Here is a 13530-nt window from a genome sequence, read left to right as displayed (position 1 = left end):
ATGAAACTCAGTCTTGGACCGCTGCAGTACTTCTGGCCGCGCGAGCGTGTGCTGTCGTTCTATCGGGAGGCGGTGCGCTGGCCGCTGGACACTCTGTATCTGGGCGAAACGGTATGCAGCAAGCGGCGCGAGCTGCGTCCCCGTGATTGGTTGGCCTTGGCTGATGAACTTGCGGCCAGTGGCAAGCAGATCGTGCTGTCGTCCCTGGCGTTGGTCGAGGCCGAATCGGAACTGGGGGGAATACAACGCCTGGTCGACAATGGGCGCTTCCTGCTGGAGGCGAATGATCTATCCGCCGTCCAGTTGTGCCGCGAGCGGGGCCTTCCGTTCATTGCCGGGCCGACGCTCAACATCTACAACCACCGCACCCTGCAACTGCTGATCGAAGACGGCCTGCAGCGCTGGGTAGCCGGCGTCGAGCATGGCCGCGAACTGCTGGACGACATCCGCGCCGGCATGGCGACGGCAGGCCAGCCGATGCCGGAACTGGAGGTGCTGGCGTGGGGACGTTTGCCGCTGGCCTATTCGGCGCGCTGCTTCACCGCGCGGGCGCTGGACGTGCCCAAGGACGAATGCGGATTCCGCTGCATTGATCATCCTGATGGACTGCCGCTGGCTACCCGCGAAGGTGAGCCGTTCATGGTCATCAACGGTATCCAGGTGCAGGGGATGGATGTGGTGGACATGGCCCCGGAGCGCGACGAACTGGCCGCGTGCGGCGTGGACATTCTGCGGCTCAGTCCGCAGCACGCCGACATGGCAGGCGTAGTGGCACGCTTCCGGGACATGCTGGGCTCGGCCCAGTTGCCGCCGCGCGTGGGTGCGCGCAATGGCTATTGGAGCGGCAATCCCGGCAAGGCGTCGCTTGCGGATTGATGCGGGAAGCGGGCGTCGCGTGGCGCCGGCGAGGGGAAGCGTTGGCGTGGTGGGTCAATCGGCGCGCAGGCAATGCGCGCCGAGGCTGTGCCGGCGCTGCAGGGCGGCCTCCAGCATGGCGGCGATCAGTCTGCACTGCCATGTTTCCGATGAAGGCTGCTGCTGTATCTGCTGCAGGGCGATGTGCATGCCATGACGACTACGCAGTGGGCCGAGCGATTGCCACGCAAGACAGCGCAACTGGTTGAGGGCATCTCCGTCGGCGTTGGCTGATCGTTGCACCCAGCGTTCCGGGCCGGCCGCAGGCAGGCTGCGGGCCATTCGCGACAGCCGATGCCCCAGGCGACGTCCGAACACCACGCCCTCCAGCAGCGAATTGCTCGCCAGCCTATTGGCGCCATGCACCCGGTTGCAGGCCACTTCGCCCACGGCCAACAGGCCCGGCAGGGACGTGCGGCCCTCCAGGTCCACTGCGATGCCGCCCATGTGGAAGTGCGCGGCCGGAGTTACCGGCATGCGTTGGCGGCGCGGATCGATGCCATGTTGTCTGCAGATGTTGGCGACGGTCGGGAAGCGTTGCAGCCAGTCACCCTGCAGCGAGGTGGCATCCAGCCAGACCTGGTGACCCGCTTGCCGGTGCTGCCAGACCTGACGCGCAACGTGGTCGCGCGGCGCCAGTTCGCCATCGGGGTGCAGGCCCTGCATGATGCGCTCGCCGTCAGTATCCACCAGGGTTGCGCCGGCGCCGCGCAGCGCTTCGGTGATGAGCGGCAACGGACCAGAGTTGCGCACATCCAGTGCAGTTGGATGAAACTGGATGAATTCCAGGTCACGCAAAGTCGCGCCGGCTGCCTGGGCCAATGCCAGTCCATTGCCATCGGCACCCGAGGGATTGGTGCTGGCGGCGAACAGCGCACCGCAACCCCCGGTTGCCAGTACCAGTTCGGCGCAGTCCAAATGCTCGATCGTCTGCGTACCGATGGCCCGCAGGCCTACGCCAGCGACCTGGCCGCGACGCAACAGCATCGCTTCCAGTGTTGCGGGCCGGTGCCAACGAATATGAGCGCTGCGCCGAGCGGCATCCTGCAAGGCGTGCAGCAACACGCGACCACTTGCGTCACCTCCGGCGTGGACGATGCGGGCGCAGTGATGGCCGCCTTCATGCCCGAGCTGCAATCGCCCCTGCTGCGTGTCGAAGCCGACTCCCTGCAACTGCAGCCAGTGGATCGCCGAAGCAGCAGTTTCGGTCAGGTAACGCACCGCTGCTGGATGGTTGTAACCGGCACCGGCCTGCTGCGTGTCCCACGCATGCGCCAGAGCGCTGTCGCCACTAGCCATCGCAGCGGCAATGCCACCCTGTGCCAATGCAGTGCTGCCGTCGTCGCCATCGGCGGCACGCCCGACCAGCAGTACCGGTCGTGGTGCGGCAGACAGGGCGGTCGCCAGTCCGGCGACACCACAGCCCACGACCACCAATGGCGCGGCGTCACCGCTCACACCGCATCCCGGCGCCCGATGGCCAGCATCCGTTGCAGCGAATTGCGTGCCCGCGCGGCCACGCGTCCGGGAACCTGCACCGGATGCCGGAGGTCGGCCAGGCAGGCGTGGATGTTGGGCAGGGTGATCCGCTTCATGTGCGGGCAAAGATTGCAGGGTTTGATGATCTCGATCTGCGGGAACTGGCTGCGCAGGTTGTCGGCCATCGAGCACTCGGTGACCAGCGCAACACGTGGCGGCTGCTTTTCTTTCAACCAGTTTCCCATTGCCGTGGTGGAGCCCACGAAGTCTGCTTCGGCCAACACCTCCGGCGAGCATTCGGGATGGGCCACGACGAGCGCATCGAACTGCTCGCGCGTGTGCCGGACCTGCTGTGCGGTGAACTGCTCATGGACTTCGCAGCGGCCATCCCACAGCACCAGCTCCACAGCGGTGCGTGATGCGACATGCTGGCCCAGGTACTGGTCAGGCAGGAAGATCACCTTGTCCGCTCCCATCGCTTCGACCACCTGCAACGCATTGGCCGATGTACAGCAGGCATCGGATTCGGCCTTCACCGCCGCGCTCGTGTTGACATAGCTGACCACCGGGGCGCCATGGTGGAGCGCACGCAGGTAACGCACATCCTCGGCGGTGATGGATGCGGCAAGCGAACAGCCTGCTTCAGGGTCCGGGATCAGCACGGTGCGGTCCGGGGCGAGGATCTTCGCGGTTTCAGCCATGAAGTGGACGCCGCACAACACGATCACCTCGGCGTCGCAATCGGCGGCGGCCTGGGCAAGGGCCAGCGAATCGCCGGTGATGTCGGCCACGCCGTGGAAGATCTCCGGCGACTGGTAGCTGTGCGCCATGATGATTGCGTTGCGATGACGCTTGAGGCGTTCGATGGCGTCTATCCAGGGCAGATGCAGCGGCCATTCCAGGCACGGGACTGCGTTGCCTGCGCGTGCGATTCGTGCGCTGTAACGCTCTTCCAGGTCCGGCGACCATGCGGGGCGGAACTCCTGCGCGTTCACGCCGCCCCCTGTGCGTCCCGATACGCCTGCCGCGCACGGCACGCCAGCCGCGCACCGCGCTGCAGCAGGATGCGTTGTCCCAACGGCAGCGATTCCCATGGCAACCGGTCCAGCAGGTTGCGCAGGGTCAGGCCGAGTTCGGTATCGCCGGTCAATGTCAGCTTGCGCTGGAAGAACAACGTGTCCGCGTCCTCCAACCGGCTGGCCAGCCGCAGCAGGTCAGTGAAGCTGCCGCTGACCGTGGCCTCGGCCGGTGCACGGCTCAGTTGCAGGCCACGCTCATGCAGTTCGAACACCCATTCAAGGCCCAGGTCATCGACGCGGATACCCAAACGACGCCCCCTGATCGGCTGCAATGTCTGCATGGCCTGCGATGAAGCAATGGCCGGTGCGAGCAGGCGTAGTGCGAGTGCCTGCTGCAGTGGTGTGGGCAGGCGCGATACCAGCGGGCGCCAGCGTTGCGGAGGGGGCAGCAATCGCCACAGTGGAAAACGCCGGTCACGCTCGGGAGAGGAAGGCATGCTGGGGCCTGCGAAGTGGGAGGAGTCGGGCTTCATCGCGCTCTGCTGGCGATGCGCCTCTTCGATGAGCAAGGCCATCAGTCTGGCGACGCTGTCGGTGGACAAGCCGCGGCGTAACGCGAGATGACGCGCGCGCCGTTGAACACCGGACTCGCGATCGGGATCGGACTGTGGGATGCCGGCATGGCGTTTGATACGGCCGGCGATGCTGGCCAGCTGCTGGCGCCGGAAAAGCAGACGCACCATCCCGTCATCGACCCAGTCGATGGCATGACGGGTGCCGGACAGCATCCACTGGTTCAGCGGGTCGGCGTGCACAGGGAGCGGACCGGCGGGTGGACGGAAGGTGCGATGGGGGCGGTGGTCATGCAGACGGCCTGCGGATGAGCGACATTGCGCATCCTAGGCAGAGGCCGTTGCGATGCACTTGACTCAGATCAAGTCAGTGCATGTCTGTTCCGCTGGTACGACATAGCCCGTGGTGCTGCATGCGCCAGCGGGCAGGAACACCCACCCCAGGCGACATGCCGCTCAAGAGGCGGCGGTTGCGTTCAGAGCCGGAGCAGGGCCGGACTCAGCCGCGCCGCGCCGCCTCGATCACCGCGATGTCGATCTTGGTCATCTGCATCATTGCCTCGAACGCGCGTTTGGCCGCTGCCGGGTCCGGGTCGGTGATCGCAGCAGTCAGCGCACGAGGGGTGATCTGCCAGGACAGGCCCCACTTGTCCTTGCACCAGCCACAGGCGCTTTCCTGGCCGCCATTGTCGATGATCGCGTGCCACAGACGGTCGGTTTCGATTTGATCGTCGGTGGCCACCTGGAACGAAAACGCTTCGCTGTGTCTGAACGCCGCGCCACCGTTCAAACCCAGGCAGGGAACGCCCATCAGGGTGAAATCAACGGTCAGCACATCGCCTTGTTTGCCGGCCGGATAATCCCCAGGCGCGCGGTGCACGGCTTCCACCCTGCTGTCGGGAAAGGTGGCGGCGTAGAAGGTTGCTGCGTCCAGCGCGGTGCCGTCGTACCAGAGGCAGATTGTGTTCTTGCGGGTCATCGCAGTTCTCCCTGTGTCGAAGGGCGACCGGCCTGTGGCGGGTCAGTGTTTTGCCCGGCGTCATCCATAGCACAGGCCGCGCTAGAGGCGGGTCATCGTGATCTAGTGCGTTGCAGCATGGTGTTGTCCTTGCCTTGGCTGGCCAGAACTGCCAACACACCCCCTTCCGCCGAACGTCGTTGTTCCTATCATTGCCGCAGCGTTGTCAGAGGCTGCGAAGCGGCCGATTGCATCCGATCACAGGGCGGTATCCATGCCGGGGACATATTGATGAAGAAGCGTTCGTTCGATCGCGGTTGCACGCTTGTTGCCGCGCTGCTGGCCGTTGCACCGCTGGCGGCAGCTGAGCCCAAGCGCCCGTCACTGGCCACCTTGCAGAAGATCATCAGCGACGAGTCGCCGCAGCTGCGCGTGGATACGGTTGATCACGAACGGATCACCGCAAAGCGCATCGATATCGTCGGTGACGACGGCACCATCCGCATGACGCTCTCGGCCAACACGCCGCCGATCATCGACGGGCTTCAGTACAAGCGCGCATTCGACGTGGCAGGCATGATCCTCTACGACGCCAAGGGCAGCGAGCGCGGCGGCTTCGGCGTGGCCGACACGCCTGCCGGTACGGCAGCGGTACTGGCGCTGGACCATCCGGCAATGGATGCGGCGGGCTGGCGGGTATCACCGGATGGCTCGGTGATGTTCGTCATCAACCAGGCGCCACCGTTGATCCGCGAGCCTGCGCTGGGCAACCGGCTGGTACCGAGCGTGGAATCACCGACCCGGATAAAGTTGAGTGTCGCCGCCGACGGCACCCCGGCCATCGCGCTGGCCGATGCCGGCAACCAGCCGCGCGTGCGGATGACGGTAACCGGGGAAGGCTATGGCGCGATCGAGTTCCTCGATGCGGCGGGCAAGGTGGTCCATGTAATGGCCCCGGAGCGGGATCTCAAACAGCGTTGATGGCAATCCACTGACAGGACGATGGAAAGAACACAAATGGAGAAGACGCAAGCCGATGCAATCGCCCGGGCGATGCTGGAGCCGAGGACGGAGGCGCGGGAAGACATCCGTCGCCGGCGGGCCGCTCAGGCGCAGTGGCTGCATCGGAAGCGGCAAGTTGCCTGGTTTGCTTTGGCAGGCACAGGCGTCGGGGCGGTGGCTGCGTATTGGCTGGACCAGCAGCTGGGTGGCGGCCTTGTCTATGGTGCGCTGGCGGGCGCGGCAATGGGTTGGGGCGTGCTCTGGCTGCGTGGCAGGTCGCGTACCAGCTGAGGGTTTGCGTTCGCAACACGGATTGCGATCAGGTTGGATGAGAGAGAAACCCGATGGATGCTTGGGTGGGGTTGAGCCTGATGGGTGCCGCCGTGGTGTTGCTGCTGTTGCCGTTTGAATCGGCAAACCTGCGCAGGCGGGCGGCACTGGAGCAGCGCCGGCTTGGCAGGGGCAGGGCGATGTGGGTCGCCCTGCTCGGTATCGTGACCAGCTGTTCGCTGGCGTTGCTGTGTTTCTGGTTGGTGATGTTTGGCCCATCCCTGGTGGTCGGCGATATCACCGTGCTGCCATGGATCACTTTCATTCCTGCCTTGATCGCCGCCTTGTGGGTGGCCCGTGCGAGCAGCCGCTGGATGGTCGCGGCCGCGTTCAAACGCCTGCCGCCCTGTTAGGCGGCGCAACAAACGGCCGCCTCGGGTGAGGTCAACGAGCATCTTTCCGGCTTACGGAGCGTTGCCGGGCGTGCGCCCCGGCGGAAGTTGCCGCTACGGATCTGCGCGACCGCTCAGCGGCGGCGCAGCCAGAAATAGATCGGCAAACCGCCGATGATCAGCGCCACGCCCCACAACAGCGCTTCGCTGCCGATCCCGCCCACCGCGTAGAGGCTGAAAGCCAGCGCGCCGGCGGCGGCGGTGCGCGAAGCGGCACCGCTGCCACGCCACAGCCAGGCCGCTGCGCCGGCCACATAGGGCAGCAGGGTGGCGGCGGTGGACAGCAGCACCGAGAACTTGAACAGGTCCACCAGCGAGCGGTTGTAGTTGCAGATCACCAATACGGTGGCCAGCAGGCAGCTGACGATGACGCCAAAGGCGGGAGCGCCGCGCTTGTTCTCATGGGCGAAGGCGCGCGGCAGGACGTGGTCGCGTGCGGCGGCCATCGGCAATTGCGCCGACAGCAGGGTCCAGCCGTTGAGTGCGCCAACGCAGGAAATGGCCATCACTACCGCCAGCAGCTTGCCTGCGGTCGGGCCCCACAGCGCTGCGGCAGCATCGGCCATCGGCGCGCCGGAATTGGCCAGCACATCGGCTGGCAGCAGGCCCAGCACGGTGGTGCAGGCCAAGACCGTGGCGACACCGGCGATGGCCGTGCCGGTGACCGTGGCCCGGGCCACGGTGCGTGGCGCGTCGTCCACCGATTCGGCCGGAACCGTGGCCGCTTCCAGTCCGATCATCGCCCACAGCGTCAGCGCCACGGTGGCGCCGGCCACGCTGCCCAGGCTTTCACCGCTGGGGTTGAATGGCACGTAGTGGCTGGTGTCGATGAACCACAGTGCGACCAGTCCGAACAGCAGCAGCGGCACCACTTTCAATACGGTGGTCAGCAACTGCAGGCGTCCGGCTTCGCGCACGCCGAGCAGGTTCACACCGGCACACAGCCACAGCGCAACCAAGCCACAGGCCGCGGCGCGTACCGGGGTGGCGGTCAGCGAGGGGAAAATGGCGCCGATGCTGCCGGCAAAGGCCACCGCGATCGCGGCGATGGCACACCACATCGAGATCCAGTAACTCCAGGCCACCATGAAGCCGGGCAGCTCGCCAAAGGCGTTGCGGGCGAACACATACGGGCCGCCGGTCTGTGGCCAGCGTTTTGCCAGCTGGGCGAAGGTGATGGCCAGCAGCAGCGCGCCGCACAGGGTGATGCCCCAGCCGATCAGGGTGGCGGCACCATAAGGTGCCAGCGTGGCCGGCAGCAGGAACGTGCCCGAGCCGATCATGCTGCCCACGACCAGGGCAGTGGCGGACCAGAAGCCCAGCGGGCGGCGTGAATTAGTCATAGAAACAGCAACGGCAGAGGGCGCGGCGCAGGTGCCGGGGGCACCGGGCGGGGCCGGAAAGCGGGGGAGGCAGCTGCCCGAGCGGGCGGATGCGGACGGGGGCGAATTATGACGGTTTACCGAACAGCCTGCGACGGCGGCCCGGTTTAATGACCTTTGGCCCTTTTTCCTGGCACCGCTTGCCCGGAGTCTGCGAGGCTCGAACTCCTCACCTGGAAACCCGCCCATGACGCTTCGTCCGCTGGCATTTGCCGTTTCGTTGTCTCTGGCCACCGTGCTGACCGCCTGTTCGCCGTCCTCGCAGCCGAACGGCGCCGATGCGACGACGGGCCAGGCGCCCCAGGCCGACAAGGCCGCGCAGCTGAACCAGCTGTACGCCGACTATTGGGAGGGCGTGCTCAAGCTGAACCCGTTGCAGGCCACTTTCCAGGGCGACAACCGTTACAACGACCAGCTGCCGGACTTCGGCTCGGCCGAATTCCGCAAGCAGAGCCACGACTTCGCCACCGAATGGCTGGGCAAGGTGGAAAAGATCGGTGACGCCGGTCTGAGCGGTCAGGACTTGCTGAGCTATCGCATCTTCGTCGAGGAACAGAAGCAGGCGCTGGAAGGGGAGAAGTTCCCCAACTGGATGATGCCGGTCAACCAGATGGCCTCGACCGTGAGCTACGCGGTGATGCTGGGCTCGGGCCAGGTGGCGCAGCCGTTCAAGACGGTGAAGGACTACGACAATTGGCTGGCACGTGCCGGGCGCATCCCGGTGCTGGTGGATACCGAGATCGCCAACATGCGTGAAGGCATGAAGGCCGGCGTGGTGCAGCCGCGCGTGCTGATGGAAAAGGTGGTGCCGCAGTTCGACGAGATCCTGGCGGCCAAGGCCGAGGACAGCCAGTTCTGGGGCCCGATCAAGGCGATGCCGGCTGATTTTCCGCAGGCCGACAAGGATCGCCTGACCGCGGCCTATCGTGCACTGATCGCCGAGCAGCTGCTGCCGTCGATCAAGAAGCAGCGTGACTTCATTGCCGACGAGTACCTGCCGGCCACACGCGACACGTTCGGCCTGGATTCGCTGCCGGACGGCAAGGCGTGGTACGCCTTCAACGCCAAGGAAAGCACCACCACCGCGCAGACCCCGGAGCAGATCCATGAGATCGGCCTGAAGGAAGTGGAGCGCATCCACGGCGAGATCCGCACGGTGATGGAGCAGGTGGGCTTCAAGGGTTCGCTGCAGGATTTCTTCAAGTTCATGCAGAACGACAAGCAGTTCGAGTTCAAGTCCGAACCGGAGCTGCTGGAGCATTACCGTGGGCTGGAAACCAAGGTCAACGCCAGCGTCGGCAAGCTGTTCTCACTGACTCCCAAGGCCGGTTTTGAGATCCGTCCGGTGGAAGCGTTCCGTGCCAAGTCCGCAGCCGGCGGTTCATATATGACCCCGAGCGAAGATGGCACCCGCCCTGGCATCTTCTATGTCAACACCTACGACCTGCCGACCCGCAAGACCTGGGACGCGGAGGACCTGTTCCTGCACGAAGCCATTCCGGGCCATCACTTCCAGCTGGCGCTGCAGCAGGAGTTGAAGGGTGTGCCGGCGTTCCGTCGCTTCGGTGGCGAGACCGCGTTCATTGAAGGTTGGGGCCTGTACGCCGAAAGCCTGGGCAAGGATCTGGGCGTGTACACCGACCCGTACAGCTACTTCGGTCGCCTGCAGGGCGAGCTATGGCGTGCGGTGCGTCTGGTGGTCGATACCGGCCTGCATTCCAAGGGCTGGAGCCGCCAGCAGGTGCTGGACTACATGTTCGCCAACTCCTCGGTGAGCGAGCCTGATGCCATTGCCGAAGCCGAGCGTTACATCGCCTGGCCGGGACAGGCACTGGCCTACAAGACCGGTGAGCTGAAGATCCAGGAGCTGCGCAAGCGTGCGCAGGAGAAGCTGGGCGACAAGTTCGACATCCGTGAATTCCACGCCGAAGTGCTGAAGGACGGCTCGGTGCCGCTGGATGTGCTGGACGAGAAGATCAACGGCTGGATTGCCAGCAAGGGCAAGTAAGCGGTCAAGTGGATGGAAGATGCACCCTGCCTGTTGGGCGCATTTTGGTGCTTTGAGGTGGAGAGAGAGGGCCGTTTCCCCTCTCCCCAACCCCTCTCCCGCAAGGGGAGAGGGGCTCGGTCATGACGCGTTGAAACGGCGTCGGCGACTGCAGCTTCAAAGCCTCTCTCCCCTTGCGGGAGAGGGGTTGGGGAGAGGGGAAGCGAAGCCCCACTACCCATCGGAAATCGCAGCATTCCCAACCGCGCAAAACAGGAACGCACCGATCCAACCAGCGATGCCCGTCTGGCAACACAGCGTGTGTCAGAGTACGTGGCACTCCCGAGTAAACCTTCCCCGCGGCCCCGAAAGCGGGTGACACCCGCGCCGCACAGCTGCTGCCAACGAACATGACCCTATTTGTTTCCCTGATCCTGCCGTTGCTTGCACTGTGGCTCTGGTGGCCGGTTGCCGGCTTGTCCAAGCGTGGTCGCCGTTGGCATATCGGTATCACCCTGGTGCTCGCCTTGATCGGCCTGCTGTCGGCCACGCTCTGGCGCATGGACATCTTTACCTATGCGGTCGAAGCCTGGGTGCAGCTGCTGTTCGGCTGGGTGATGGTGATGTTCATCCTGCTGCTGGCATTCCTGCTGCTGCGCACGCTGGGATGGCTGCTCACGCGCTGGGCCCCACGCTCATCGATGGTGGCCGGTGCATGGCACGGACGCGGCTTGAATCACGCTGCCTCGGCGGTGATCGCTGTATTGGCGACGCTGGGCATCTACAACGGCCTGAAGCCGCCGCAGTTGCATGAGCGTGAACTGGTGGTGCCGAACCTGCCGGTCGAGCTGGATGGCCTGCGCATGGCGGTGCTGGCGGATCTGCATGTCAGCCCGGTCAAGCGCAGCTGGCGTACGCAGCGCATCGTCGACACGGTGATGGCAACCAAACCAGATGTAATCGTGCTGCCGGGCGACATGGTCGATGGTGAAGTCGCCGATACGGCGCGCTTTGTCACGCCGCTGGCGCAGTTGGCAGCGCCGCATGGCGTGTGGGTGTCGCCAGGCAACCACGAGTATTACCACGGCTATCAACGCTGGATGGCGCACTTCCGGCAGATGGGCCTGGGCGTGCTGGAGAACCAGACCGCGCGGCTGGCGATCAACGGACGCACGTTGGCGATATCGGGCGTGGGTGACCTGGCCGCGCTCAAGCCCAGTTCCTACATGCGCGGCGGGCTTGCACCGGACCTGCCGGCAGTCATCGCCGCGGCCAAGGGCAGTGACACCCACATCCTGCTTGCGCACCAGCCCAAGCAGGCGCGTGAGTCGGCAGCGAGCGGGGCGGTGGACCTTCAGATTTCAGGCCATACCCATGGTGGCCACATGTGGGGCTTCGACCGTTGGGTGGTGGCGCCGGCCAACCACGGCTACGTGCGTGGCGAGTACAAGGTGCGGGACATGACGCTGTTCGTCAGCAGCGGCGCTGGCCAGTGGGATGGCTTCACCGCGCGGCTGGGTGTGCCGGCCCGGATCGAAGTGCTGGTACTGCGCAGTCCGGCAGGCTGAGTTCCGGAGCGCTCGGCTTCGGTAATACAACCCGGGCGAGCGTGGTGAATCGGGATGCAGGGCTGCGTCTATGCAGCCGGACCGTCCTTCTTGTCCGGCATCAGGTGCGGCAGCGTGCTCACGATCGCCAATGCAGCGACGGTGGTAGCGATGGCTGCCAGGTGCATGCCCATGCCGGCCGCCATGCCGATGGCCGAAGTCATCCAGATGCCGGCGGCGGTGGTCAGCCCCTGGATGCGTTCCTCGGTGCCGAGTTTGAGGATGGCACCCGCGCCCAGGAAGCCGATGCCGGAGACGATGCCCTGCATCACCCGGGTGACGTCGCTTGCGTTTATGCCCATCTGCAACGGTGCCAGCACGAACAGTGCCGAACCGACTGAAACCAGGATGTAGGTTTTCAGTCCAGCCGCACGGCGTTTGCTTTCGCGCTCCAGCCCCAGCAGACCGCCGAGCACGATCGCGACCAGCAGGCGCGAGGCGGTGACGGTCAATGTGTCCACGTCAGGGAGCGCGAACTCGGTGGACAGTGCTTCGCCTACCTGCGAAGTGATGCTCATTGCCTGCCTCCAATGCGACGGGGAGATGCGACTGCGGAGCCGGGTACGCTGAAGATTGGTGCCTGTTGGTGCAGCGGCAAAATAGCACCACCGCGATCCGGCACAGGTGATGGCCGCGCAATTGGACGATGTCGGCCGAAGATCGGCCTGAGGTCGGTCTGCATGTCGCTGTAGGAGCGGCTTCAGCCGCGAAGCCGGTGAGTCGTCCGGCATCAGCACAACGCGGCCTGGCCGGATATTGCAATCGCAACCTTGGCCGCAAACGGAAAGCCTGCCAGCTTCGCGGCTGAAGCCGCTCCTACGCGCGGCGCCCGGTAGTGCCGAGCCATGCTCGGCAAGCGGAACCGATCGGCGTTTGGCCTTTGGTAGTGTCGAGCCGTGCTCGGCAAACAGGATCGACCAGCGTTCTGCAATGGCCGGTATTCCGGCGAACGGAAGGAATGCCAGCTTCGCGGCCGAAGCCGCTCCTACAGGTGGGGCCTGCGTCACCCACAAACAAAAACGGCCCCGAAGGGCCGTTGTCACCACGCTGCCGGATGGGATCAGAGCGTGATCTGCTGGAAGTTTTCCACGCGGGTGTGGCCGTGCGTGGCTTCACCGGTGCGGGGCATCGGATAATCGCTGAGACGATCCAGCAGCACGGTCTGCAGGCCGGCGTCGCGGGCGGCATCCAGTTCTTCGACGATGTCGGACAGGAACAGGATTTCGTGCGGTGCGATGGCGATGGCCTCGGCGATGCGGGCATAGCTGCCGGCTTCGCGCTTGCCACCGATCTCGGTGTCGAAGTTGCCGGAGAACAAGCCGTTGAGGTCGCCGGCGTCACTGAAGCCGAAGAACAGTTTCTGCGCAGGTACCGAGCCGGAGGAGTACACGTACAGCGGCAGGCCGGCCGCATGCCAGCCACGCAGTACGGCGGCCACTTCCGGATACATGTGCGCGGTGTAATCGCCGTTGCGATAGCCCACGTCCCAGATCATCCCCTGCAATGCCTTGAGCGCGGTGTGCTTGCGGTCTTGGTCGATCCAGCCCTGCAGGGTTTCGACGATGACCTCGTCCTGGCAGGCGCTGGCGGAGATTTCGGTGGCGACCGCATCCAGCCAGTGACGCACCTGCGGCTCGTTGCCGTGGGCGCGGACGAAGCCCGGCAGCGCGTTGCGGGCATAGGGAAACAGCACTTCCTTGACGAAGGAGATACTGGACGTGGTGCCCTCGATGTCGGTGAGGATGGCTTTGATGGTCATGCGGTGGGGATTCCTGCGCCGGGCTGGCCGGTTACTGACGGGTTTGCGGTCTGGGTATCGGGGGCGGCTTGCCTGCATGAGGCTGGCCTCACCCGAACCCCTCTGCCGCTGGCGGGAGAGGGGTTGAA

13 protein-coding genes are annotated in these 13530 nt (G+C 65.2%); 6 read left to right on the top strand and 7 right to left on the bottom strand.

The features are described 5' to 3' along the window. A complete protein-coding gene (locus LR961_RS10865) occupies positions 1–876 on the top strand; it encodes a U32 family peptidase (RefSeq protein WP_232148945.1) in 876 nt (291 codons plus the stop codon). A gap of 54 nt (positions 877–930) precedes the next feature. Here LR961_RS10865 and LR961_RS10860 read toward each other — a convergent pair whose 3' ends face one another. From LR961_RS10860 to LR961_RS10845, 4 genes are all read right to left on the bottom strand, one after another. Continuing rightward, a complete protein-coding gene (locus LR961_RS10860; RefSeq protein WP_232148944.1) occupies positions 931–2373 on the bottom strand; it encodes an FAD-binding protein in 1443 nt (480 codons plus the stop codon). After that, positions 2370–3350 (bottom strand): quinolinate synthase NadA, encoded by a 981-nt coding sequence (gene nadA, locus LR961_RS10855; protein ID WP_269670711.1) that lies wholly within the window; start codon positions 3348–3350, stop codon positions 2370–2372. The genes LR961_RS10860 and nadA overlap by 4 nt, the downstream gene beginning before the upstream one ends. A gap of 35 nt (positions 3351–3385) precedes the next feature. Continuing rightward, on the bottom strand, positions 3386–4228 hold the full coding sequence (locus LR961_RS10850; protein ID WP_232148943.1) for an SCP2 sterol-binding domain-containing protein: 843 nt from the start codon (positions 4226–4228) through the stop codon (positions 3386–3388). Positions 4229–4484: 256 nt separating this feature from the next. After that, complete coding sequence (locus tag LR961_RS10845) at positions 4485–4964, bottom strand: VOC family protein (RefSeq protein ID WP_232148935.1); 480 nt, start codon at positions 4962–4964, stop codon at positions 4485–4487. A gap of 270 nt (positions 4965–5234) precedes the next feature. Here LR961_RS10845 and LR961_RS10840 point away from each other — a divergent pair, with 270 nt between their 5' ends. Genes LR961_RS10840 through LR961_RS10830 form a run of 3 tightly spaced genes read left to right on the top strand, consistent with a single transcriptional unit; the run spans position 5235 to position 6628 of the window. Further along, the gene (locus LR961_RS10840) at positions 5235–5924 is read left to right on the top strand and encodes a hypothetical protein (protein WP_232148934.1); all 690 of its coding nucleotides are present in this window, start codon (positions 5235–5237) and stop codon (positions 5922–5924) included. A gap of 36 nt (positions 5925–5960) precedes the next feature. Continuing rightward, the gene (locus LR961_RS10835; protein ID WP_232148933.1) at positions 5961–6236 is read left to right on the top strand and encodes a hypothetical protein; all 276 of its coding nucleotides are present in this window, start codon (positions 5961–5963) and stop codon (positions 6234–6236) included. Between the two features lie 53 nt (positions 6237–6289). After that, positions 6290–6628 carry a hypothetical protein gene (locus LR961_RS10830; protein WP_232148932.1) on the top strand — a complete coding sequence of 113 codons (339 nt, stop codon included), beginning with the start codon at positions 6290–6292 and terminating at the stop codon, positions 6626–6628. A 113-nt stretch (positions 6629–6741) separates the two neighbouring features. On the opposite strand, the gene LR961_RS10825 is transcribed toward LR961_RS10830, so the two are convergent. Next, positions 6742–8010 (bottom strand): amino acid permease, encoded by a 1269-nt coding sequence (locus LR961_RS10825; protein ID WP_232148931.1) that lies wholly within the window; start codon positions 8008–8010, stop codon positions 6742–6744. 226 nt (positions 8011–8236) lie between these two features. Here LR961_RS10825 and LR961_RS10820 point away from each other — a divergent pair, with 226 nt between their 5' ends. Both LR961_RS10820 and LR961_RS10815 read left to right on the top strand, forming a co-directional pair. Beyond that, positions 8237–10057 carry a DUF885 family protein gene (locus LR961_RS10820; protein ID WP_332311027.1) on the top strand — a complete coding sequence of 607 codons (1821 nt, stop codon included), beginning with the start codon at positions 8237–8239 and terminating at the stop codon, positions 10055–10057. Between the two features lie 389 nt (positions 10058–10446). Continuing rightward, positions 10447–11604, top strand: coding sequence for a metallophosphoesterase (locus tag LR961_RS10815; protein ID WP_232148930.1), 1158 nt, complete (start codon positions 10447–10449; stop codon positions 11602–11604). 68 nt (positions 11605–11672) lie between these two features. Here the strand turns inward: LR961_RS10815 and LR961_RS10810 are convergent, their stop codons facing one another. Both LR961_RS10810 and mtnC read right to left on the bottom strand, forming a co-directional pair. Beyond that, positions 11673–12161 (bottom strand): MgtC/SapB family protein, encoded by a 489-nt coding sequence (locus tag LR961_RS10810; protein WP_232148929.1) that lies wholly within the window; start codon positions 12159–12161, stop codon positions 11673–11675. 542 nt (positions 12162–12703) lie between these two features. Beyond that, on the bottom strand, positions 12704–13402 hold the full coding sequence (mtnC, locus tag LR961_RS10805; protein WP_232148927.1) for an acireductone synthase: 699 nt from the start codon (positions 13400–13402) through the stop codon (positions 12704–12706). Between the last annotated feature and the right edge of the window lie 128 nt (positions 13403–13530).

It is taken from the genome of Stenotrophomonas sp. SY1 (assembly GCF_021202945.1).
Taxonomy (GTDB): domain Bacteria; phylum Pseudomonadota; class Gammaproteobacteria; order Xanthomonadales; family Xanthomonadaceae; genus Stenotrophomonas.
This window is presented reverse-complemented; position numbering and strand designations above follow the sequence as displayed.

Bases quoted from the DNA above. Each gene is read 5' to 3' on its own strand.
- LR961_RS10865 (WP_232148945.1), top strand. From the start codon at position 1: ATGAAACTCAGTCTTGGACCGCTGCAGTACTTCTGGCCGCGCGAGCGT.
- LR961_RS10845 (WP_232148935.1), bottom strand. From the start codon at position 4,964: ATGACCCGCAAGAACACAATCTGCCTCTGGTACGACGGCACCGCGCTG.
- LR961_RS10840 (WP_232148934.1), top strand. From the start codon at position 5,235: ATGAAGAAGCGTTCGTTCGATCGCGGTTGCACGCTTGTTGCCGCGCTG.
- LR961_RS10835 (WP_232148933.1), top strand. From the start codon at position 5,961: ATGGAGAAGACGCAAGCCGATGCAATCGCCCGGGCGATGCTGGAGCCG.
- LR961_RS10830 (WP_232148932.1), top strand. From the start codon at position 6,290: ATGGATGCTTGGGTGGGGTTGAGCCTGATGGGTGCCGCCGTGGTGTTG.
- LR961_RS10825 (WP_232148931.1), bottom strand. From the start codon at position 8,010: ATGACTAATTCACGCCGCCCGCTGGGCTTCTGGTCCGCCACTGCCCTG.
- LR961_RS10820 (WP_332311027.1), top strand. From the start codon at position 8,237: ATGACGCTTCGTCCGCTGGCATTTGCCGTTTCGTTGTCTCTGGCCACC.
- LR961_RS10815 (WP_232148930.1), top strand. From the start codon at position 10,447: ATGACCCTATTTGTTTCCCTGATCCTGCCGTTGCTTGCACTGTGGCTC.
- LR961_RS10810 (WP_232148929.1), bottom strand. From the start codon at position 12,161: ATGAGCATCACTTCGCAGGTAGGCGAAGCACTGTCCACCGAGTTCGCG.
- mtnC (WP_232148927.1), bottom strand. From the start codon at position 13,402: ATGACCATCAAAGCCATCCTCACCGACATCGAGGGCACCACGTCCAGT.